Origin of the sequence: Candidatus Syntrophosphaera sp. (assembly GCA_019429425.1) — a bacterium.
In the GTDB taxonomy this organism is placed as follows: domain Bacteria; phylum Cloacimonadota; class Cloacimonadia; order Cloacimonadales; family Cloacimonadaceae; genus Syntrophosphaera.
In genome coordinates, this window is sequence record JAHYIU010000017.1 from 1 (window position 1) to 22,027 (window position 22,027).

At 55.5% G+C, this 22,027-nt stretch carries 24 protein-coding genes; 16 read left to right on the top strand and 8 right to left on the bottom strand.

Translation table 11 applies throughout. The features are described from left to right. Window positions 1-99 precede the first annotated feature (99 nt). From K0B87_02920 to K0B87_02945, 6 genes are all read right to left on the bottom strand, one after another. On the bottom strand, window positions 100-591 hold the full coding sequence (locus K0B87_02920; GenBank protein MBW6513691.1) for a DUF4339 domain-containing protein: 492 nt from the start codon (window positions 589-591) through the stop codon (window positions 100-102). Window positions 592-644: 53 nt separating this feature from the next. Then, entirely contained in the window at window positions 645-1,643 is a 999-nt protein-coding gene (gene gap / locus K0B87_02925; protein MBW6513692.1) for a type I glyceraldehyde-3-phosphate dehydrogenase, read from the bottom strand. Window positions 1,644-1,653: 10 nt separating this feature from the next. Then, a complete protein-coding gene (locus tag K0B87_02930; GenBank protein MBW6513693.1) occupies window positions 1,654-2,628 on the bottom strand; it encodes a class II fructose-bisphosphate aldolase in 975 nt (324 codons plus the stop codon). Window positions 2,629-2,695: 67 nt separating this feature from the next. Further along, window positions 2,696-4,132 (bottom strand): DNA recombination protein RmuC, encoded by a 1,437-nt coding sequence (rmuC, locus tag K0B87_02935; GenBank protein MBW6513694.1) that lies wholly within the window; start codon window positions 4,130-4,132, stop codon window positions 2,696-2,698. Window positions 4,133-4,146: 14 nt separating this feature from the next. Continuing rightward, the gene (locus K0B87_02940; protein ID MBW6513695.1) at window positions 4,147-4,869 is read right to left on the bottom strand and encodes an XRE family transcriptional regulator; all 723 of its coding nucleotides are present in this window, start codon (window positions 4,867-4,869) and stop codon (window positions 4,147-4,149) included. 434 nt (window positions 4,870-5,303) lie between these two features. Beyond that, window positions 5,304-5,864, bottom strand: a complete 561-nt coding sequence (locus tag K0B87_02945) for a DUF305 domain-containing protein (GenBank protein MBW6513696.1) — start codon at window positions 5,862-5,864, stop codon at window positions 5,304-5,306. 269 nt (window positions 5,865-6,133) lie between these two features. On the opposite strand from K0B87_02945, the gene K0B87_02950 reads away from it, so the two are divergent. From K0B87_02950 to K0B87_03015, 14 genes are all read left to right on the top strand, one after another. After that, on the top strand, window positions 6,134-6,430 hold the full coding sequence (locus tag K0B87_02950; protein MBW6513697.1) for a metalloregulator ArsR/SmtB family transcription factor: 297 nt from the start codon (window positions 6,134-6,136) through the stop codon (window positions 6,428-6,430). Next, the gene (locus tag K0B87_02955) at window positions 6,427-7,737 is read left to right on the top strand and encodes a permease (GenBank protein MBW6513698.1); all 1,311 of its coding nucleotides are present in this window, start codon (window positions 6,427-6,429) and stop codon (window positions 7,735-7,737) included. The genes K0B87_02950 and K0B87_02955 overlap by 4 nt, the downstream gene beginning before the upstream one ends. Continuing rightward, the gene (locus K0B87_02960) at window positions 7,734-8,447 is read left to right on the top strand and encodes a cytochrome c biogenesis protein CcdA (protein MBW6513699.1); all 714 of its coding nucleotides are present in this window, start codon (window positions 7,734-7,736) and stop codon (window positions 8,445-8,447) included. Before K0B87_02955 ends, K0B87_02960 begins: the two co-directional genes overlap by 4 nt. A 10-nt stretch (window positions 8,448-8,457) precedes the next feature. Then, entirely contained in the window at window positions 8,458-8,697 is a 240-nt protein-coding gene (locus K0B87_02965; GenBank protein MBW6513700.1) for a TM0996/MTH895 family glutaredoxin-like protein, read from the top strand. 1 nt (window position 8,698) lies between these two features. Then, a complete protein-coding gene (locus tag K0B87_02970; protein MBW6513701.1) occupies window positions 8,699-9,124 on the top strand; it encodes a putative zinc-binding protein in 426 nt (141 codons plus the stop codon). 42 nt (window positions 9,125-9,166) lie between these two features. Beyond that, window positions 9,167-9,673 carry a thioredoxin family protein gene (locus tag K0B87_02975; GenBank protein MBW6513702.1) on the top strand — a complete coding sequence of 169 codons (507 nt, stop codon included), beginning with the start codon at window positions 9,167-9,169 and terminating at the stop codon, window positions 9,671-9,673. Window positions 9,674-9,789: 116 nt separating this feature from the next. Further along, window positions 9,790-10,110 (top strand): metalloregulator ArsR/SmtB family transcription factor, encoded by a 321-nt coding sequence (locus K0B87_02980; GenBank protein ID MBW6513703.1) that lies wholly within the window; start codon window positions 9,790-9,792, stop codon window positions 10,108-10,110. Further along, a complete protein-coding gene (locus tag K0B87_02985) occupies window positions 10,107-10,997 on the top strand; it encodes a permease (protein MBW6513704.1) in 891 nt (296 codons plus the stop codon). The genes K0B87_02980 and K0B87_02985 overlap by 4 nt, the downstream gene beginning before the upstream one ends. A 34-nt stretch (window positions 10,998-11,031) precedes the next feature. Then, window positions 11,032-11,262, top strand: coding sequence for a carboxymuconolactone decarboxylase family protein (locus K0B87_02990; GenBank protein MBW6513705.1), 231 nt, complete (start codon window positions 11,032-11,034; stop codon window positions 11,260-11,262). A 3-nt stretch (window positions 11,263-11,265) separates the two neighbouring features. Further along, the gene (arsB, locus tag K0B87_02995; protein ID MBW6513706.1) at window positions 11,266-12,321 is read left to right on the top strand and encodes an ACR3 family arsenite efflux transporter; all 1,056 of its coding nucleotides are present in this window, start codon (window positions 11,266-11,268) and stop codon (window positions 12,319-12,321) included. Between the two features lie 10 nt (window positions 12,322-12,331). Further along, window positions 12,332-12,763: an arsenate reductase ArsC gene (locus K0B87_03000; protein ID MBW6513707.1), complete on the top strand. Its 432-nt coding sequence runs from the start codon at window positions 12,332-12,334 to the stop codon at window positions 12,761-12,763. A gap of 160 nt (window positions 12,764-12,923) precedes the next feature. Next, the gene (locus K0B87_03005) at window positions 12,924-14,180 is read left to right on the top strand and encodes an ABC transporter permease (protein MBW6513708.1); all 1,257 of its coding nucleotides are present in this window, start codon (window positions 12,924-12,926) and stop codon (window positions 14,178-14,180) included. 10 nt (window positions 14,181-14,190) lie between these two features. Continuing rightward, window positions 14,191-14,658, top strand: a complete 468-nt coding sequence (locus tag K0B87_03010) for a ferritin family protein (protein ID MBW6513709.1) — start codon at window positions 14,191-14,193, stop codon at window positions 14,656-14,658. After that, window positions 14,651-15,964 (top strand): replication-associated recombination protein A, encoded by a 1,314-nt coding sequence (locus K0B87_03015; protein MBW6513710.1) that lies wholly within the window; start codon window positions 14,651-14,653, stop codon window positions 15,962-15,964. Before K0B87_03010 ends, K0B87_03015 begins: the two co-directional genes overlap by 8 nt. Window positions 15,965-16,228: 264 nt before the next feature. On the opposite strand, the gene polA is transcribed toward K0B87_03015, so the two are convergent. Next, on the bottom strand, window positions 16,229-18,985 hold the full coding sequence (gene polA / locus K0B87_03020) for a DNA polymerase I (GenBank protein MBW6513711.1): 2,757 nt from the start codon (window positions 18,983-18,985) through the stop codon (window positions 16,229-16,231). Between the two features lie 102 nt (window positions 18,986-19,087). Further along, on the bottom strand, window positions 19,088-19,693 hold the full coding sequence (locus K0B87_03025) for a DUF4476 domain-containing protein (GenBank protein ID MBW6513712.1): 606 nt from the start codon (window positions 19,691-19,693) through the stop codon (window positions 19,088-19,090). A gap of 188 nt (window positions 19,694-19,881) precedes the next feature. Here K0B87_03025 and K0B87_03030 point away from each other — a divergent pair, with 188 nt between their 5' ends. Together K0B87_03030 and K0B87_03035 are read left to right on the top strand one after the other, a co-directional pair. Further along, a complete protein-coding gene (locus K0B87_03030) occupies window positions 19,882-20,526 on the top strand; it encodes a DUF47 family protein (protein MBW6513713.1) in 645 nt (214 codons plus the stop codon). Window positions 20,527-20,533: 7 nt separating this feature from the next. Next, on the top strand, window positions 20,534-22,018 hold the full coding sequence (locus K0B87_03035; protein ID MBW6513714.1) for an inorganic phosphate transporter family protein: 1,485 nt from the start codon (window positions 20,534-20,536) through the stop codon (window positions 22,016-22,018). Window positions 22,019-22,027 lie beyond the last annotated feature (9 nt).

The window sequence follows — 22,027 nt, forward strand, 5'->3', positions numbered from 1 at the left end:
TTTGATTCGCTCAAGCAAATGATGGATCAAATGGTCTGTGTCTTTGAGGCGTTGGATGACGATACAGTAGCATCTTTGAGTCACTGCAGCTATCTCTATTTATGACATATGAATGTAAACTCTGTATAAGACGCTGTTTAGTTCCTTGTCCAGCGCTATCTTGCGGAAAATGTCGACCACGCGGAAGGGGTTGCTGGCGTCGCGCCAAAATGAAAACCCAAAACTCTTGTCCTTGCGCACCCAGCGCAGATAGTGCCAGTTCTTGTAGAGCCAGTAAAACTCAAAGAGGCCCAGCGAGGCAATTGAACAGACGATCAGCCGGCTGATGGGGATATGGAAGAAAACAGGGGCTTTTTCGTCCAGGACATAGAGATCTTCTTCAGCCACGTCGGAAGTCGGCAGCTTGAAATCGGATTCATGCAGGTAGCGCATCAGATCCGGGATGTCCCTGATCTTGATCCAATGCGGTGACTTGGAATCCATCACGTAGGAATCGTTGTCCAAAACGTCATCCAGGATCAGGGACATGATCTGCCGGGGTGAGACCGGTCCTTTGGTGCGTCCTTCAAAGGTGTAGAAATACTTCGCCATAGCAAACCAAAGGGGCGGAGGAGCTTAGACCTGCCGCCCCCAATTTGATCGTTTTAGAGCGTGCTCATGTAATCCAGCAGATCGACCACGCGGCAGGAATAGCCCCATTCGTTGTCGTACCAACTGAATATTTTGACCAGTTTTCCCTTCACGTTTGTGGAAGGAGCGTCAAAGATCGAGGAATAGTGATTTCCCACGATGTCGATGGAAACCAGCGGTTCCTCGGAGTATTGCAGATAACCCTTCAAATAGGTCTCCGCGGCTTCTTTCATGGCCGCGTTCACCTCATCCTTGCTGGTCTCGCGTTCCAGATTTACGCAGAGGTCAACCAGCGAGCCGTCGGGTGTGGGCACCCGGATCGCCAGGCCATCGAGCTTTCCGGCCAGTTCCGGGATCACCAGGCCAATGGCCTTGGCCGCGCCGGTCGAGGTGGGGATCATGCTCATGGAAGCAGCCCGCGCGCGACGCAGGTCCCTGTGGGGCAGGTCCAGGATGCGCTGGTCGTTGGTGAAGGAATGGATCGTGGTCATCAATCCGTTGGCGATTCCAAACCTATCGTGCAAAACCTTGGCCACCGGGGCCAGGCAGTTGGTTGTGCAGGAAGCGTTGGAAACGATGGCGTGTTCGGGTTTCAAGGTATTGTGATTGACCCCCATGACCACGGTCGCGTCCACATCGTCCTTGCCCGGGGCGGTGAGGATGACCTTTGCGGCTCCGGCTTTGAGATGTTTGGAAGCACCTTCACGGGAGTTGAAAACTCCGGTGGATTCGATAACGAGTTCCACGCCCAGCTCTTTCCAGGGCAAGGCTTCCGGGTCTTTTTCGGAATAGATGCGGATGTTCTTGCCGTTGACGATGATGCTGTTGTCGGTGTGGCCGACCTCGCCGTCAAAGATCTTGTGCACGCTGTCGTATTTGAGCAGATAGGCCAGGGTCTTGGCGTCGGTGAGGTCGTTGATGGCAACGACATTGATGTCGGGATGGTATTTCAGTGCGGCCCGGAGCACGAGGCGTCCGATGCGTCCGAAACCGTTGATTGCTACGTTTTTCATATTAGCTCCTTTAGGATAAAATGCTGTTGTTGGCGCTTCCGCTCACCTGGCAGAAACCCGTGACCGTGTTCTGCATCCTTTCCTCGCCCTTGGCCAGCCATTTGCGGGGATCGAATTTGCTTTTGTTGGGGATATAGGCCGCGGGATCGACGTCCGGAGGGCAGACGATGGCGTATTTTTCCTTTTCCCAATAGGCTTGGATGGCTGTGGCCATGTCCATCTGGTAGTGGGTGTCCTTGTTGATCTTGACCACCCCGTTGGCGATGGCGGTGATCTGCTGCTCGTCTGTGAGCCCGGAAGCCCCGTGTAAAACGAGACCGCGCTCCACTCCGTGGCGGATCAGCAGGCCATCGATCTCCTTGATCAGGTCGAGGCGCAGAACGATGTTCTCGCCTTTGGAAACGCCGTGGTTTGTGCCCACGGAAGCCGCGAAGAGGTCCACATTGGTCTTCTGCACGAATTCCAGCGCTTCCTCCGGCTTGGTGTAAAGCTCTGTTTCGGAAACGATCTCGTCCTCGGTACCCTTGATATGCCCGATCTCGCCTTCCACGATGATCCCGTGCCGGTGCGCCACATCCACCACCTCTTTGGTGATGCGGATGTTTTCCACCAGATCTTCTTTCGAGGCGTCGATCATCACCGAGGTCACGAGCTTGTTTTCGATGCAGTAGACGATGAAATCAAAGTAATTCGGCGTGGCGTGGTCGATATGCAGCCCCACCCCGCTGTTTTTGAATTGTGCGGCAAAGGTTCTCACCATCGCGGAGATAAGCTGCGCTCCGGCCTTGATGTCCTGGGATTCGCCGGCCGCGTATTTGCAGGCCCCGCTACTCATTTGCATTAGGCCGTCGGAATTCACAGCTGCGTAGCCCTGGATGATGGCGCGGATCTGGGTATCAAACACCACGTTGGACGCGATGATCCCAAACCTCTGCTTTTTCGCCTTCAAGAACACCTCTCCCATTTGTTTTCCGGTTAGAAACATTTCAAACCTCCTGGTTTGTCATAATTTTATTAATGAAAGATCAGTATTACCAACACCGCCGCCACTGTCAAGATAAATCGTCTTCAGGCCCGGTTTCATCAGCATCCAGCGACGCTATCCCTTCTTCCAGTTCCAGGATGTGGACCGTATCCTCCGTGGGCAGGTCCTGCACCTTGTTCAGTTTCTTTTGGATCTGCCGGCTGCGGTGGCTGGCTGTTTCAATCGTGTTGGAAGCTTCCTGCAGCTTCTTCTGAGTCTTTTCCAAAACCTCGCCGAACTTGCCAAATTCGTTCTTCACGGCGCTGAGGATCTTCCAGACCTCGCCGGTGCGCTTTTCGATCGCCAGGGTGCGGAAGCCCATTTGCAGGCTGTTCAGGATCGCCGCGAATGTCGTTGGCCCCACCACGATCACCTGGTATTGGCGCCGCAGGACCTCAAACAGCTCGGGATCCCTCAAAACTTCAGCGTAAAGCCCTTCTATGGGCAGAAAGAGCATTGCAAAATCGGTGGTGTAGGGCGGATTGAGGTACTTGTTGCGGATATCGCGGGCGCACCCGATTATCCTGCTCTGCAGGGCTTTCCGAGCTGCCTCGACGGTGGATACATCCCCGATCTCCCAAGCCTCGACGAGCCGATGGTAGTCCTCGATCGGAAATTTCGCGTCGATGGGCAGATAGACCGCTTCCTGGTCCTCGTCCCGTCCGGGCAGTCGGACGGCAAATTCGACCACGTCGTCACGCCGCTTGTGGGGTTTGAAATTGCGCACATACTGCTCCGGGGTGAGCATCTGCTCCAAAATTATCTCCAACTGGATCTCGCCCATCACGCCGCGGGTCTTGACGTTGCTGAGGACCTTCTTCAGGTCGCCCACCCCGCTGGCCAGGCTTTGCATCTCACCCAGGCCCTTGTGGACCAGTTCCAGGCGCTCGCTCACCTGCTTGAATGAGTCTCCCAGGCGCTTTTCCAGGGTCTCGTGCAGTTTCTCGTCCACCGTCTTGCGCATCTCTTCGAGCTTGGTCTCGTTGTTGCTGCGGATCTGCTCCATCCGGTCCTCCAGCGCCTTTTTCAAAGACTCGAACTGGGTTTGCTCGGTATTCGTCAGGTCCTGCAGCTTGCGGGCCAGGGATTCGGACAGGTTGTTCAGCGCCAGGCCAAGCTCTTCGCGGTTTTTGGCTGCGTCGGAGTTGATCTGCTGGTTCAGCTTGGTGAGCGCGGTTCCTGTCTCCTCGCGGTTGATCCGTAGTTCGTTTTTTACGGCCTCGTTCTGGCTGGAAAGCAGGGCCAGCAGCTCTTTGCGCGTCTCGGCTTCCGTGCCCAACAGGTCTGTCCGCAAGCGCTGGAGATCATCCCGCAGATAGCGTTCAAAGGATTCCAGGGATTGGCCGATCCTGTTCAAGGAATCTCTCAAGGCCGCGTTTTCCGAGCCTTTCTTGAACAGCAGGACCAGCAGCACAATCCCGATAATGGCGCTCAGGCCGCATAACACCAGAATAATTGTAAGCATCGGTTACATCCCCCTCACATCTTGCGGTAAAGGTAATGCAGCATTCCGATCAGAGTTATGTCCTGATGCTCCTGCGGATTGAACAGCAGGGGCTGGTATTCCTCGTTTAGGGACAGCAGGACGATCAGCTTTTTGCGCGCGTCGAAGCTGAGCCTTTTGAGGGTGATCGCCCCATCGATGCGCAGCGCGCAGATGTTTCCGGTGGCGCTCTCCCAGTCCTGGCTGCGGCGGATCACCACCAGATCGTTGTTGCAGACCATCGGTTCCATGCTGTGGCCGTTCACGCGCAGGGCAATGTAGTCTTCCTCCTCTCCATTGATCATGCTGCGCCTCATGCTGATCACGTCCATGCTCGTGTCGATGCTTTCGGCTGGCAAGCCGGCCGCGATCTCTCCGACGACGCGCAGGTCTACAACGTCCTGGGAATTCAGTTCCTCTTTGGACTTCACGAGTATGGCCAGCTCATCGTTGATGAAGCTGCGGATCTTGTCCAGCCTGCGTTCCGTCGAGCTCACGGTAGCGCCGGAGCCTCCGAACATCGGGCCCTTGCCCGTGATCATCCAGTGCAAATTGACCCCGTGGGCCTTGGCCAGCAGGGCCAGAGTCTGCAAGGAAGGCTTGATCTTGTTGCTCTCCATCTGGGAGATCGCCGAGGCGTTGATTTTCAGGGAATCGGCCAGTTCCTTCTGCGAAAGTTTCAGCTGTTTGCGCAGGGATTTGATTCTGTCGCCAATCATATTATCCTCCAATGATCAGTTATCCGGACTTAAGGAAATCAATCTTAATGCCCGGATGCAAAATAATAAGCGCCGCTATATCTGTCAAGCGGAATTTGTTCATTTCCGCTAATTAATCATAACTCACTGCCGGCGATTAACTTATCCGAGTCCCCCAGCTAATTCCGGACAAGCACGCGAAGGAACAGAGCTTATTCCCCTTCCTTATCTGTATGATAGAGTTAGTTTTAAAAGCATTAACTGTCCTGCCCGGGCTTCATCGCTCTCCCTATCACTACGCTATCATTACGGACTCAATACGGACTTAGTCCGTAATGAGTCCGTATTGACACCGTAATGATAAGGGGAGCCATAGTATGGGGACCAAGACAACTTCTTGATGCATATAAACTTGGAATATGGATTTCGTAATCATCCAATTTCCATGTCATTAATTAACGCAAATACTCCTTGGCAGTTTGTTCAATTGCAGGTGTAATTTCGGCGGAACGTGCGGGAAGCACAGTTTCGTCTCCACGTTCGCCGTTGCGCTTTATATCGTCAAGAAGCAATTTCATTGCATTGATTTCGCGGATTTGGGCTTCAATGATATCATCCGCGAGTTCACGGACGCGCGGATCGCTGATATTCGCATTGCGCGCATTGTTGATAGCAATTGAGTGATGGGGTATCATCGCTTTCATGAAGCTGACATCATTGATCAGTGTTTGACTTCTGTTCATGTAAAACAGGATGCTGCCGCCAACAATTGCCACGATGATAATCGCGATCTTGAGGCGTTTATTCTCATACATCGGCCACATGAAACTTAACATCACAATTGTCATGACGCAGCCCATCACCAATGAGGCAATCAGACGATTCAGGCTAAATGTGGCATGGTCAAGTGAATGGATGAGCTGATACATTAAGAAAAACATGATGATGACCGAAGTTGCTATCATGGCCGTAAATCTTACCCAACTCATACCCTTTGCCTGCTTGTGCTTATTCATGCAGATACTCCTTTATGGCTTTTAGTACAATATAAGGCATACTCAGGATTTCACAATCATAACACCCGGAAACTCAATCTTTATCCTGTCCGGTACCGCTCGAACACTGGATCTGGCATTTTGTCCACTGTCATTTGAGGCAGATATCACGGAATCTTTTTTACCGGATAGGCTTGATCCAATTCAAGATCCGAAAATGAAATATTTCTTGACGTATTTGGCTGTTTGGCAAAATAGGCAACCACTATGCCAATATAGAGGTGTCAACAATGCCAACTGATAGCAAATATGAGCAGATGGCGGTCATCATGAAAGCCATGGCGCATCCCACCCGGCTGCTTATCCTGGACAAGCTCAACGAAAAAGAGCATTGCGTCTGCGAACTCCAAGAACTGATCGGAGCGGACATGTCCACAGTTTCGCGGCATCTGGCTGTTTTACGCAACGCCGGAATCATCGACAGCCGCAAAGAGAACAACCAGGTCTTTTACGGCCTGCTCTGCCCCTGTGTGCTGGACATCTACCGATGTGTGATCGAAGTTAGAAAAACCAAGGATAGATCATGAGTGACAAACTGAAGGAAGTAAAGATCCTGGGGGTCATGCTGGCCGTGTTTCTGGCCGCCTATTTCATCCCTTTCACCGCGCCCCGCTTTCTGAACGGGCTGCACGAAGCCTTTTTCATGCTGCAGGAATACGCCCGTCTGCATGTTTTGCTCTGCCTGATCCCGGCCCTGTTCATCGCCGGGGCGGTGAGTGTTTTCATCAGCCGGGACAGCGTGATGCGCTATCTGGGGCCCAAAGCCAAAAAGGTGCTCGCCTATGGCGTGGCCTCGGTTTCGGGCGCCATCCTGGCAGTCTGTTCCTGCACGATCCTGCCCCTGTTCAGCGGGATCTACAAACGCGGCGCCGGACTCGGCCCCGCCATCGCCTTCCTCTATTCCGGACCGGCGATCAACATCCTGGCGATCGTGATGACCGCCCGCATTCTGGGCTTGCAGATGGGTGTCGCGCGGGCCGTGGGAGCAATCTTTTTCAGCATCGTGATCGGCTTGATCATGCATCTGATCTTCCGCAAGGAGGAAAACGAGCGCCAGCAGAATGGCGCGGGTTTCGCATCTGAGGGCGAAGGCCAGCCGCTTTGGAAGACGGTCGTCTATTTTGGCCTGATGATCCTCATCCTGATCACCCTGAACTGGGCAAAGCCTGGCAGCGCAACGGCTTCCGGGTTCATGGCCTGGGTCTATGCCTGGCGCTGGATCGTGGCCGGCGTGATCGCCTTTCTTTTGGGCCTGAGCCTGCACCGCTTTTACAGTTTCAAGCTCCACAAGGTGCTGATCATCACTGCCGGCGTGGTGCTGGCCGGTTTGCTTTTCCCTTCCCAGCCTGCTTTGGCCTATGTAGTTGGAGTGGTGCTACTGAGCCTGTTCCTCATCTTTGAAAAGGGCGAATTGAAGGACTGGCTGAATTCCACCTGGGATTTTGCCAAGCTGATCATTCCGCTGCTCTTTATGGGCGTGATGATCGCTGGCGCGCTGTTGGGCAGGCCGGGTCAGGAGGCCTGGATCCCTTCATCCTGGATCGAAACAGCGGTGGGCGGAAATTCCCTCTGGGCCAATTTCTTTGCCTCCATCTCCGGCGCCTTCATGTATTTCGCCACCCTCACCGAAGTTCCCATCCTGCAAGGCCTGTTGGGCAGCGGAATGGGTAAGGGGCCAGCACTGGCCTTGCTCTTGGCCGGTCCGGCGCTCTCGCTCCCGAGCATGCTGGTGATCAACACCGTGCTCGGTTTTAAGAAGACCGCCACCTTCATCGCCCTGGTCGTGATCATGTCCACCTTCACCGGATTCGTCTTTGGAGCGGTGTTCGGATGATTTTGCAGATCTTTACCCAACTCAGCCAGGCGCTGGCCTCCAATCCGGGGATCGCCCTGCTGGCCGCTTTCCTGTGGGGCATACTGAGCGTTCTGCTCAGTCCCTGCCATCTGGCCAGCATTCCTCTGATCATCGGCTATCTGGACAATCAGAAAGACCTGAACACCCGCAAAGCGCTGAAGCTCTCCACCTTTTTCACCCTGGGTATTTTGGCGATGATGGCCCTGATCGGCCTGATCACCGGGCTGCTGGGCAAAATGCTTGGCGACGTGGGAAACTGGACCGAGCCGGTGATGGGCGTGATCTTCCTGATCATGGCTTTCTTCATTGCCGATGTTTTCAAGATGCCGTCCTTCATTGGCGGTGGGATGGGAAATTCAGCCAGGAAGGGGATCTGGGGCGCTCTGAGCCTCGGCTTCCTGCTCGGAATAGCCCTGGGGCCCTGTTCCTTCGCCTTCATGGCCCCGATCCTGGGGATCGTGTTCAGCTCCGCCGGATCGCAATTCGTTTTTGCCCTCACCCTCGTTCTGGCCTATATTATCGGCCACTGCCTGGTGATCATATTGGCCGGGACATTTGCCGGCTCGGTGCAGTCATATTTGAAATGGAGCAGCAATTCAAAGGGGACCAAGATAGTTCGGATCGTTTGCGGAGTGCTGGTTTTTGTCGCAGGACTCTACCTCATATTAAAGAAATTCATACCCATATAAGGAGATAACAATGCTAATCAAGATACTGGGGACAGGCTGTCCCAAATGCAAGAAGCTGGAGGCCAACGCCCTCCAGGCCCTTAAAGACGCTGGCATCGAAGCTGCCGTCGAAAAAGTTACCGATCTCAGCGCCATCATGGATTACGGGGTGATGCTGACCCCGGCCCTGGTGATCGATGAAAAGGTGGTCGCCAGCGGGAAACTTCTTTCCTCTGAAGAGATCAAGAAGCTGATCGGCAAAGGAGTTTGAGATGGCTGACGAAAAATGCGGCTGCGGCTGCTCCTGCGGCGACACCGGTTCCTGCGACAGTGGCTGCGTCACCAACGAAGCCCCTTCCAGCGCGTACGCCTGCGCCGGGGCCAGCAATGTGGGAATCATATCGTTGGACCTCACAGTCGCCCTCCATCAGGCCGGGCGCTACAAAATGGGCTGTTCAGTCTGTGTGGGCGCCGGAGATTGCTCCTGCGGCGAAGAGGCCGATCCAGCCACGCCCAGGGACCTTCTGATCGACGGCTGCAAAGTCGGCTGCCTGAAAAAGATGTTTGAAAAACAGGGAAAAACCCATTTCAACCACGTGATCATCACCCAACTGGGCGTGCGTAAGGAACCCACCTTCGATTACGACCCGGCCATACTGGAAATGTTGCTGAAGAAACTATCCAGCCAAGGATTATGAGGTAAACACATGAAAAGGATACTCATCCTGTTAACCATTCTGATGCTGCTTGCTGCTTGCAGCGCCAAAAGCGGAAACACCCAAAACAACAACGATCAGGCAGAAAATCCGGATAGCGTGGTTTCGGAGAATCCTGCCATCGCCACAACTGATGAGATCGCGCCACCCGCGGAAACAAACAACCCAAATCCACCCGCCGCTCCCAAACCAGAGGAAAAAACCACGCTGGAACCCGAACAGCCGATAGAAGTGGTTCCCCTGGTCACCTTCATCGAACTGGGAGCCGAATCCTGCATCCCCTGTCGGATGATGCAGCCAGTGATGCGAGCCATTGAGCTGGAATACAAGGGCTTGGTGAAAGTGATTTTCCACGATCTTAATAAGGAACGCTGGGCTGGCCCGCAGTACAAAGTCCGGGTGATGCCCACCCAGGTCTTCCTGGATATGGACGGCCGTGAATTCTTCCGCCACGAGGGTTTCTACCCCAAGGAAGAGATCGAAAGGATGCTGGCTGAGAAGATCGGGGTCACCAAACCCAAGAGTAACTGAGAAAACAAGATAGTGTGCCCGTTAGTGACCTTTTGGCGCATATATCGACGCATATAAATATTGACTATTATCGATATATGGTTTTCTTGGATACCAAACGCATTGAGGAGCAGAAAATGACTGACTATAGCAAAGCAAGTAAACTCTTCAAGACTCTCAGCAACCCGATCCGTTTGAAAATTTTGGATATGCTTTCGTGCGGGGAAATGTGCGCCTGTGACATACTGGAAAGCCTGACGGTGTCCCAATCCACTCTCTCCCATCACATGAAGGCATTGATTGGCTGCAAGCTGGTGGCGGGCAGAAAAGAATCCACTTGGATGTATTACAGCATCGATCAGGACAAAGTAAGGGACCTTCATTCAGTCATCGACATGATATCGAAACCCAAGGAACCCTGTATTTGTAATAAATCCAGACATGGGGGGATCGCGTGAACACACTTGGCCTGACCATCAAGTATTTTCTGATTATTACAGTTGAATTGACAATTTTGTTCATCGGGATCAGTACACTTGTGGCACTATTGCTGATGCATGTGTCCCAGGTTAAGATCAAGCAATGGATGTCAGGTAAAGGGATCTGGGGTAATGTGATGGGTGCCATCGCGGGGTCGATTACGCCCTTCTGTGCTTGCTCAACTATACCCCTAACCAAGGGACTTCTGGACGTGGGAGTAACCCTGGGAGCAGTGATGTCCTTCATTATAGCCTCACCACTCCTGAATCCCATCATCCTGGGCATGCTGATAGTCCTGGTGGGATGGAAAGCATGCCTGATCTATTTCGTGTTGGTCTTCATCCTTTCTGTGCTGTTCGGGATATTTCTGGGTAGAGTCTGGGGAGCTGATCAAATCAAGCATAATCCCCTCTGCTCTTGTTGCGGAGAGGCCATGGAAGCTCCTGCGAACTTTGCCGCCAAACTGAAGTCGGCATTCCTCAAAGCCTGGGAAGACTACAAATCCGTACTTGTATACCTATTGATCGGCGTGGGAATTGGATCGATTATCTATGGCTATCTTCCCCAGGATATTGTGCTGAAATACGCTGGTGGGAAAAGCCTCTGGACGATTCCCATTGCCGCTGTTATCGGCATTCCGCTATACATCCGGACAGAAACCGCGATCCCGATCGGCTTGGCCCTCCTTTCCAAGGGCATGAGCATCGGAGCAGTCATCGCCCTGATCATAGGCGGCGCAGGTATGGCAATTCCGGAAATGAGCATGCTGGCGAGCATCTTCAGGAAGAAAATCGTCACGGCCATTGTTCTGGCCGTATTTATGACTGCTGTGATATCGGGTTTTGCGTTTAACATTTTGTTGTAGAGCTTAGGCAAATTCAAATCCTCAGAGGTGGAACATGAAAAGACTTACGAACATAGAGAAAGAGCTGGTGAGAATCGGCGCTGCCATGGGCAGTAATTGCGTCGCCTGCATCGAGCACCATATTCCTCAAGCCAGGAAAGCCGGACTTGACGATGAGCAGATCAAGCTGGCCATAAACATCGCCAAAGCTGTGAAGAAAGTTCCGGCGGACATGGTTTTTCAGGCGGCTGTGGATAAATTGAAAAAACCTGAAAACTTGGAGTAGGTGATGAGAACCGAAACCACGCAAGCGCCAGGGATCAGTTTCTTTGAGAAATACCTGACCCTGTGGGTGATCCTGTGCATGGCGGCGGGAATTGTGATCGGCAAGTTCCTGCCCGGAATTCCAGCATTTTTGGGAAGATTCGAATACGCCCGGGTTTCGCTGCCGATCGCGATCCTGATCTGGCTGATGATCTATCCGATGATGATGAAGGTCGATTTTGCCAGCATCAAGAACGTGGGCAAAAATCCCCGCGGGCTGTATGTGACCTGGATCACGAACTGGCTGATCAAGCCGTTCACGATGTATGCCATCGCCTGGTTCTTCTTCTTTGTTGTATTCAAGGCTCTGATCCCGGCTGAACTGGCAAGGGATTATCTGGCCGGGGCAATTCTGCTGGGGGCAGCGCCCTGCACTGCGATGGTCTTTGTCTGGAGCCACCTCACCAAGGGAAATCCCGCTTATACAGTTGTCCAGGTGGCAACCAACGATCTGATCATCCTGGCTGCCTTCACTCCGATCGTGGCGCTGCTTCTCGGCATCAGCGGGATCAGGATCCCCTGGGACACTTTGCTGCTCTCCGTGGTGCTGTTTGTAGTGATACCTTTGGCCGGAGGATACATGACCCGGGTTTCTGTGATCCGAAAGCGCGGCTTGGACTATTTCACAGACAGGTTCCTGCCCAAGTTCAAGCATGTAACCATCGGCGGCTTGCTGCTGACCCTGGTCATCATCTTCGCGTTCCAAGGCCAGGTGATCCTCGCCAATCCCTTGCATATAGTCCTTATCGCCATTCCTCTGACGCTTCAGACCTTCCTGATCTTTTTCATTGCCTATCTGGCCAGCCGCAAGATCAGGCTGCCGCACTGCATCGCTGCCCCGGCCAGTATGATCGGGGCCTCGAACTTCTTTGAGCTATCGGTGGCTGTGGCGATCTCGCTGTTTGGCACTTCTTCACCCGTCGCACTGGCCACGATCGTGGGCGTGCTGGTGGAAGTTCCGGTGATGCTGACCCTGGTAAAGATCGCCAACAAAACGTCACACTGGTTTCCATCCAGATAAGGAGATCGAAATGAAAAACGTACTGATACTCTGCACGGGAAATTCCTGCCGCAGCCTCATGGCGGAGGCCATGATCAATCACTTTCTGGGTAGTAATTGGATGGCTTATTCTGCGGGAACGCAGCCTTCCGAGGTCAATCCCCTGGCCCGCAAGGTGTTGGAGGAATTAGGAATAGACACTTCCAACCTGCGTTCCAAATCTGTGACCGAGTTTCTGGGCCGCGACGACCTGGACCTGGTGATCACGGTTTGCGACAATGCCAAAGAATCCTGCCCCGTCTTTCCCCGTCCCGTCAAGCGCATCCACATCGGCATCGATGATCCCGCCCCGTTCACCGATCAAGCAGAAAACGTTGCCCTGCCGATCTTCCGTCAAGCCCTGGAACAGGTTAGAATGCTCGTCCTGGCTTATCTGGAAAGCTATGGCGACAACCCGATCTAGCTTGGATATCACACCAAAATTCCTGCTCTGAACACTATCTCCAAACTCCCCGGGATCACGGCAGACCAAGATAATTTCGACAATTTACCAAGTTCAATGACCGCGGGGACCGGGAGTGAAAACTCTTGACTAATGTGGGCGGGCCATAATCCTCGCTCTGATGGAAAACAACAAGAGCAAGTTCTGGCTGGCGCTGAAATACCTGCGCGGCAGGGGTGCCAATCTGATCGACAGGTCGCATTGGCTCACTGTCGCGGGGATCACGCTCGGGGTAATGGCCCTGATCTGCGTGAGCAGCGTGATGAACGGCTTCCGGGCCGACATCCGCGACCGCATCGTCGGCACCCTGAGCGAGATCAGGATCAGCGGCCGGGACGGCGAACCCCTGGCGGAGCATGCTTCCATCATCCAGCAACTCCAAGATCAGGGTTTTATAGCCTCTCCGTTGATCCGCAACGAACTTGTGCTCAGAAAAGGCAGCGCGATCTTCAGCACCCTGTCCTTCGGGATCGATCCGGCCCTGCACAGCCAGACCAGCGCTGCTCTCCAGCCCCGCAAGGGATTCGGCGGCTCGGACGCCCAGGGTCTGCTGGCTGGAAACGTCTCGGGACCGGAATTTGCCGCGGGCGGCATCGCGCTGGGCGTGGGACTCGCTGCCAGGCTGAATGTGATGCCCGGCGATCAGGTCCAGCTGCTTTCCCCCCTGTTCGACATCCCCACGCCTTTTGGCCTGTTGCCCAAAGTTCGCACCCTGAAGGTCGTGGCTGTCTTTTCCGCCGGCATGCCCGAATATGACGAAACCTTCAGCTACATCCCCCTCGATACGGCCCGTTTTTTCAGCGGCTATGGCGAAGAGGTGGATTACATCGAGGTCCGGACACCCAATTTCAATCGCACCGCGTCCTACGCCAAACAACTCCGCTCCAGCTTGCCGGGTTATCAGATCGAGGACTGGAGCGCTTATGATTCCAGCCTGTATGGCGCCATCCGCTTCGAAAAATACATGATGTTCGTGATCATGCTGTTCATGTATGTCATCGCTTCCTTCAACCTTACGGGAAACATGCTCAAATCCATCGCCCAGAAAAAGCGGGAACTCGGTTTGCTCAAGGCTTTCGGCTATCACGGAAACGACCTGCGCGACCTCTTTTTATACCAATCCCTGATCCTTTCCACCCTGGGCATTTTCCTGGGGATCCTGCTCGCCACGGCTTTGCTGGGGATCCAGAAACACTTTGGCGTCTTCACCCTGGACATGGGCGAAGCCAGCCCCATCCCGCTGCCGGTCAGCATCGCGGCCACGGATTACCTGATGGTGGTCCTGGTATCATACTGCATCACCCTGCTGAGCGTGATTCTGCCCCTGCGGCGGCTCAAACGCATCAACGCGATCGAACTCATCCGCCAGACTACATAGAGGTACAACCATGGATAGAAAAGAACTATACCGCCTTGCGATCAGCCAGGAGCTCAGGTCCCAAAACCTGTACCTGGCACTCTCCAAGAGCTTCCGGAATCCCCAGACCAGCGCCCTCTTTTCCGAGCTGATCATGCTGGAAAAGACTCACGAGGAGAAACTGCGCCAGGCTTTCGCCGCTGAATTCCCCGGCCTCGGGATCGAGGTGGAAAGCGGGCTGGCCCAGGATCTACAGGGACTCGATCTCGGCGATCCGCAAAAGGTTTTGGATTTTGCCATCAGCCGGGAAGACAAAGCCCGCCAGCATTATGAAGCCTTCGCCGCGGACACACGGGACCCGGAATTGAAGAAAATGCTGCTCAAACTCGCAGTTGAGGAGGATGGGCATAAAACCCTGCTGCTCACCGAAATGCAGAGGATCCACGGCGCCCTGGAGTGGTACGATCCCAGCGAGCTGAACGGTTTCATGGATGACTAAGGACCAGACCAACCTCTTCGAGGAAGCGGAGGCAGCGGAAAAAACAGCGCCCCTGGCGGAAAAACTGCGTCCCCAGTCTTTAGAGGAACTGCGCGGGCAGAGCAAACTGGTTGCCCCGAACTCGCTCCTGAACAAGATGATCGCCAGCGGGGAATACCATTCCTTCATCCTCTGGGGCCCGCCCGGAACCGGAAAGACCACCATCGCCCGCATCATCCAGAAAAGATCCGCCCTGCGCTTCGTGCAGTTCAGCGCCGTACTTTCAGGCATCAACGACGTCAAGGCCGTGATGAAGGACGCCCAATACGCACACAAACACCAAAACCAGCGTACCATCATCTTCATCGACGAGATCCATCGCTTCAACAAATCCCAGCAGGACGCCTTCCTGCCCTACGTGGAATCCGGCAGCGTGATCCTGATCGGCGCCACCACGGAAAATCCTTCCTTTGAGGTGATCCCGGCGCTGCTTTCGCGCTGCCACGTCTTCGTGCTGTCAATGCTGGCCGAAGAGGATCTGCGCGCGATCATCTCCAAAGGCACGGCTGAACTGGGTTTTGAGGAGGACGCGGACGTGACAGGCTGGCTGGCCCAGCAGAGCGGAGGAGACGCCCGCCGCGCCCTCAACGAACTGGAGCTTTTGGAACCCTACTTAAGGGAAAATCCCCATCCCGACCTCAAGGAACTGGCCTCCGTCCTGGAAAAGAAGACCATGTTTTACGACAAGAACCGCGAGGAGCACTACAACCTGATCTCCGCACTGCACAAGTCTTTGCGCGGTTCCGATCCCCAGGCCGGCTTGTATTGGCTGGCCCGGATGCTGGAGGCGGGTGAAGATCCCCGCTATCTGGTGCGCAGATTGATCCGCTTCGCCTCGGAAGACGTGGGTTTGGCCGATCCGCAGGCCCTGGTCCAGGCCATCGCAGCCAAGGAGACAGTCATGTTTCTGGGCATGCCGGAGGCCAACAACGCACTGGCCCAGTTGGTGGTCTATCTGGCCACCGCGCCCAAGAGCAACGCGCTCTACACAGCCTATTCCGCGGCCGCCGAAGACGCCCGCCAGACCAGCCATTACGGGGTGCCCCTGCATATCCGCAACGCCCCCACCAAGCTGATGAAGGACCTGGATTACGGCAAGAATTACAAATACGACCACGAATACGCGAACAAATACTCCTACCAGAAGTATTTCCCCGATAAGATGGAGGAAAAGACCTATTACACCCCGGGGGATTTCGGCTTTGAAAAGGAGATCGCCAAACGCATCCAGTGGTGGCTGAAACTGCGCCAGAACAAGGACGAATGACCCGGGACGGTCTTGCCGGCATTGTACTGCAATCTTACTACCTAACCTCTTTCAAATCGGGGGGCAAATTTCCGCTCGATCCCCCCTGAAACTCTGGCCCCTGGTTTCCTGTACGCCTCCCGCCGGATGCCCACCCGCCTGGCGATCATCCGGCGGGATACGTAAACGAAACGGATGTTCAGAGTTCAAGGCCTGGATCCGTGCTTCAGGCCAACGTCAGCTTTGTTGCCCAGCGCGAATCAGACGCAGCCAGGCCTTGCGGTTTTAATGGGCCTCGAACCAGCTTTTGCCGTGGGAGATGTCGGTCCTGAGGGTTACGATCTTGCGGTATTGCTCCGGCAGGGCGTTCTCCATGGCGGCGCGGACGATCTTTTCCGCCTCGGGGAGGAATTCCCTCTTCACTTCAAAGACAAGTTCGTCGTGCACCTGCAGGACCATGCGGACGCTCGGGTTGTCCGTGAACTGGCTGTGGATGTCGATCATGGCGATCTTGATCAGGTCGGCGGCGCTGCCCTGGATCGGCATGTTCACCGCCACCCGTTCCGCCTCGGCGCGCAGGCCCTGGTTGGCGCTGTTGATGTTCCTCAGGTAGAGCTTGCGGCCAAAGATGGTCTGGCAATAGCGGTTGAGCTTGGCCTCGGCCTTGCTGTTCGCGATATAAGCGCCGATCGAGGGAAAGCGCTCGAAATAGTGCTTGATCATCTCTTTGGCCCGGTCCTGCGGGATCCCCAGCTCGCGGGCCAGCTTCTTCTGCCCCATCCCGTAGAGAAGGCCGAAATTGATCACCTTGGCGCGCCGGCGTTCCTCGCTGCTCACCTCTTCGAGGGGCTTGCCGGTGATGATGGCCGCGGTCTGGCGATGGATGTCCAGGTCCTTCTGGAAAGCCTCCACCAATACTTCATCCTCGCTCATCAAAGCCAGCAGGCGCAGCTCGATCTGGGAATAATCGGCGGACATGATCGCCCAGGCGGGATCGGAGGCTATGAAGGCCTTGCGGATCGAGCGCCCCAGCTCCGTGCGGATGGGAATGTTTTGCAGGTTGGGATTGGAGGAGGAGAGCCTGCCGGTTGAGGCGACGGTCTGGTTGAAGGAGGAGTGGACGCGCCCGGTGTCGGGATTGATCAGCTTGGGCAGGGCGCTTACGTAGGTGGATTCCAGCTTGCTGAGCATGCGGAATTGGATCAGCTTGTCCGCGATCTCGTAATCCCCGGCCAGTTCCTCCAACACTGTGGTATCAGTGGAATAGCCGGTCTTGGTCTTTTTCCCCGCGGGCAGCTTTTTCTCCTCAAAGAGCAGTTTGGCCAGTTGCTGCGTGGAATTGAGGTTGAACTGGTAGCCAGCGTAGGCGTAGATCTCCTCGCTGAGGCTTTTCAGCTCCAGATTGATGTTGCGGGATATCTCCTGGAGCATCGGAATGTCCAGGCTCACGCCGTTTTCCTCCATCCTCTGCAGCACTGGGATGAGCGGGATCTCGATCTGGTCGAAAAGCTGCGTCAGTCCGGTGTTCTCCAGCCTTTTCCGGTAGATCGGATAGAGCTGAAACACCGCCCAGGCGTCCTCGGCTGAATATTCGCAGGCCGCGTTCACGTCCACCAAGTCGAAGCTGGTTTTTTGCTTTTTATCCAGCAGGCTGGAAATGGGGATCATCATATGGTTGAGTTCCGCCGCCGCGCAGGCATCCAGGGAATACTGGTTGGTGCCGGGATCGAGGATGTAGGCGGCCAGCATGGTGTCCCAGATCGGGTTTTCCAGAGGCCAGCCATGCCGGTGGAGCACGATCAGGTCGTATTTGAGGTTGTGCCCCAGGACCAGCTTGCCTTTCAGGGCCTGCCGCAAGGACCGCAATGTGCTTTCCAGGGGCAGGTTTTCGTGCATCTGATGCCCCAAAGGCAGATACCAGGCCTCATCTTCTTTCACGCAGAGTGAGATCCCCACCAACACTGCCCGCGTGGGATCCAGCGAGTCGGTCTCCGTATCCAGGCTGACGTTTTCCGCTTTGCCCAGTTCTTCCAGCAGCCGGGGCAAATTCTCCCTGTCCCCCAGCAGGGGTGTGAATTCCAGGTCACGTGGCTTTGCCTGGGTTTCCTGGCTTTCCTGGCTGAAAATATCGCCCTGCACCAGTTCCTGGTTTTCCTCAGCCCGGGAAGCCGCGGCCGGAACGCCATAGCGGTTCTCGATCCGGCGCTTGAGTGATTGAAGCTCGAATTGGGCCAAAAAATTCCCCGCCCGGGCCAATTGGCCGGGATCAAACTTGAGTTTGTCGGGCGCGGGCAACTCAATGGGGACATCCCGCACGATCTGGGCCAACTCCTTGGAAAGAAAGGCGTTGTCTCGGTTTTCGGCCAGCTTCTTGCGATATTTATCAGGAACCTCGTCCAGCCTGGCATAGATCTCCTCCAGGCTGCCAAACTCCTTCAGCAGCGGCTCCGCGGCCTTGGGCCCGATGCCCCGCACCCCTGGGATGTTGTCGCTGGAATCACCCACCAGGGCCAGGTAATCCACAAACTGCTCAGGATGGATCCCGTATTTGGCGTACACGGCATCCCGGTCCAGGGTCAGGTCCTTGGCGGGATCGAACATCACGGCCCGTTCCTCCACCAGTTGTGAGTAATCCTTGTCCGAGGTCACGTAGACGATGTCGTAGTCCCCTTTGAAATGCTCGCCCAGGGTGGCCAGAACGTCATCGGCCTCATAGCCGTCCAAAGATATCTCCGGCAGGCCCACCAACCGGAAGAAATCCTGCACCGGCTGGACCTGCGAGACCAGGTCATCCGGCATGGGTGGCCGGTTTGCCTTGTATTCCTCGCTGATCCCGTGGCGGAAGGTGGGGGCCTTGCGGTCAAAACTGATCAGGATGTTCTCCGCCTGCTTGAGCTCCAGGATGTGCAAAAAGGAATTGATCACGCCGTAGACTGCGCTGGTGTGCTGGCCCTGGGAATTGACCAGGGGGTTCTTGATGAAGGCGTAGTATGAGCGGTATAGAAGTGCCGTGCCGTCGATCAGGTATAGGGTTTTGCGCATGGTTGGACTCCTGCCTGAATAGTGAATGGCAGGGTAATTTGCGGGGGGATAGTTGTCAATGTATTTCGGCTCTCCGGGCGGGGGGAGTTTCCCCCGCCGCGGTCAGCCGCTCATGATCTGCACGGCCCTGGCCTTGTCCGCGCTGAAGGTGAAGGCGTCCAGGATCACATAGTTGGCCCGTGTGTCCACGCACTGGGGATAGAGGATCTCCAACGCCACCAATCTGTCCGCGGAAAAGCTGAACAAGCCCAGCAGCGTTGCGATCTGGGCCGAACTGAAGTAATTCTCCGTTGCTGCCAGGCGCAGCAGGTGCAGCTTGCTGTCGCCAAAGGAGGTCCTCCTGACCCTGTTCCTGAGGTTGGTAAAATCACTGTCATCCATTGGCTGTGGCTGCCAGTATCCATATTGGTTTCCGGGCAGGCGATACAGCAAGACCCGGATCTCATTGATCAAAGCCCGGGCCCGCCTCTGTTCGGCTGGCTTGAGCCTGCGCAGGTAAAGCGATTCCCAAAGCTGCAGGCGCTGCTCGATCTGTTGCATGGGATCGTAGACGGAGCCATGGCTGCCTTGGTTGCCATGGTTTCCTTGGTTACCGTAGTTTGCGGTGCTGCCTGAAGGGGGGAAATTGGCGTGGTGCTGCCCGCCTTGCGCGGCCAACGCAGTGAGCATGCAAACGAGCATGAACACAAGGATCATTCTGCTTTTCATGGGGCATCTCCTTTTGTTTGATCTTCGTAAGCATTACCATTCGCCCGGCTGAATACCGCATAAATTTTCGCGACCCTCGTGGGCCAGAATTTATTCTCCTGAAGGGCAAAGCTTTTCTGCTTGACAAAAAAGCCCGGCCCGTATATTCTGAAAGATTATAGCTGAGAATGTGAAAGACAGGAGATTGTATGCCACTGGTCCTGAAAACCACCAAATTCGTGGAATCGCAGATCGATTCTTTCCTGGACGTGGTCAGCGAGTCCGCTTTGCTCTTCCAACAGGCGATGGAGGACTATCTCAAGGAGCGGAACTCCCAGTTCGAAGAACGCCTGGCCCAGATCCGCGAGAACGAAAAGAAGGCCGACGACCTGCGCGTGGCGATCGAACGCTATCTTTATGAGCGCACCCTGATCCCGGAAAACCGGGGCGACGTATTGGCCATCCTGGAAAACACCGATGAGGTCGTGGACAACATCAAGGACTCCCTGATGCAGTTCTCCATCGAGATGCCCCACATCCCGGAAGTGCTGGACGACCTCTGGATGCAGACGACGCACGCTTCCGTGGCCGCCGTGGAACAGCTCGTTTTCGCCGTGCGCTCCTTTTTCCGCGATCTTTCCGCGGTGAACAACTACATCCACAAGGTCTATTTCTTCGAGCGTGAGGCGGACCACATCGGCGAGAAGCTGCGCCGCCTGATCTTCAGCCTGGATATCGAGCTTTCCCTCAAGAGCCAGCTGCGCTTCTTCGCCATCCACATCGAAAAGATCTCCGACTACGCCCAAAACGTCTGTGACCGCCTTTCCATCTATACGATCAAAAGGCAGCTCTGAGCCCTAAATGGTCTTTTTCTTCCTCCTGAGCGGTCTCTTTCTCGGCTGGTCCCTGGGCGCCAACGACACCGGCAACATCTTCGGTGCCGCCGTGGCCACCCGCATGATCCGGTTCCGGCAGGCGGCTCTGATCGCGGCGATCTTTCTCGCTCTGGGCGCGATCCTGGAAGGCAGCGGTCCTTCCGGCACCCTGGGGCGCCTGGGCTCGGTTGACGCTTTGGGAGGCGCTTTCACGGTTTCCCTGGCCGCCGCGCTGGCCATCCTGGTGATTGTGCGGACAGGCATCCCCGTTTCCATCTCCCAAACCATCGTGGGCGCCATTCTCGGCTGGAACTATTTCGCTGGCAGGATCACGGACTTTGGCTCCCTGCTGACCATCGCCGGCAGTTGGGTGACGGCCTTTGTGGTTTCCGCTGCTGTGGCAGCCTTGCTCTTCTACCTCGCGCGCGGCTGGGTGAACCGCTCCCGCAGGCACCTGCTGGAGCAGGACATGATCGTGCGCTACGCTCTGATTGGATTTGGTGCCCTGGGAGCCTACTACCTGGGGGCGAACAACATCGCCAACGTGGTGGGGGTATTCGTTCCGGTGACGCCGTTCAAGGACCTGGCCATCGGCTCGCTGTTCACCCTCACCGGGGTGCAGCAGCTTTATATCGCAGGCGCCGGCTCCATCGTGCTGGGTATCTACACCTATTCCCACAGGGTGATGGGCACCGTGGGCGGGGACATTTTCCGCCTTTCCCCCGTGACCGCTCTGGTGGCGCTGCTTTCCATCACATTTGTCCTCTTCATCTTCACTTCCCAGGGCTTGCACGAACTCTTTCTCGCGCTGGGCCTGCCCGCGATTCCCCAGGTGCCGGTTTCCTCAACCCAGGTGACCGTGGGCGCCGTGATCGGGATCGGCCTGGCCAAAGGCGGCAAAAACATCCGCTACAACGTCCTGGCCAAGGTTTCCCTCGCCTGGGTCGCCGCGCCCCTGATGGCCTTCCTCTTTTCCTTCGTGGCGCTGTTCATCTCCCAGAACGTCTTTGAGCTGGAGGTGAACCGCCCCCTCACCTATACAGTGGATAAAGCCGCCGTGCTGGAGATCGAGCGCCGGGGGATCGACACCAAAAACCTCGCCTTCGTCAACCTGCGCAGCTTCGACACCGAGCGTGCCCTCTACGGTGAGCTGGTCCTGGACGACGCCTATCCTCCTGATCAGGCCCGGGAGATCATCCGCGTCAGCGAAAACCACCCCCTCCAGGTGAAGATGGAGATCCTGGACCAACGCGGACTCGCCAACCGCTTCAGCGACGCGCAATTGGAAACCCTGGCCAAGCTGGAGGAGCGCAAATTCAAGCGCAGATGGCTCTTGGCCCGCGAACTGGCCAAAGACGAGGCCTGGAAGCCGGTGGAGGATCCCCAAAACCGCGCCGGGGAGGCCTTCAACGCCGCCCTGGAAGCCGATCTGGCCATCCTCTACAACGTTTTTTACTCTCCAGCGAAGTAGCTTATTCAG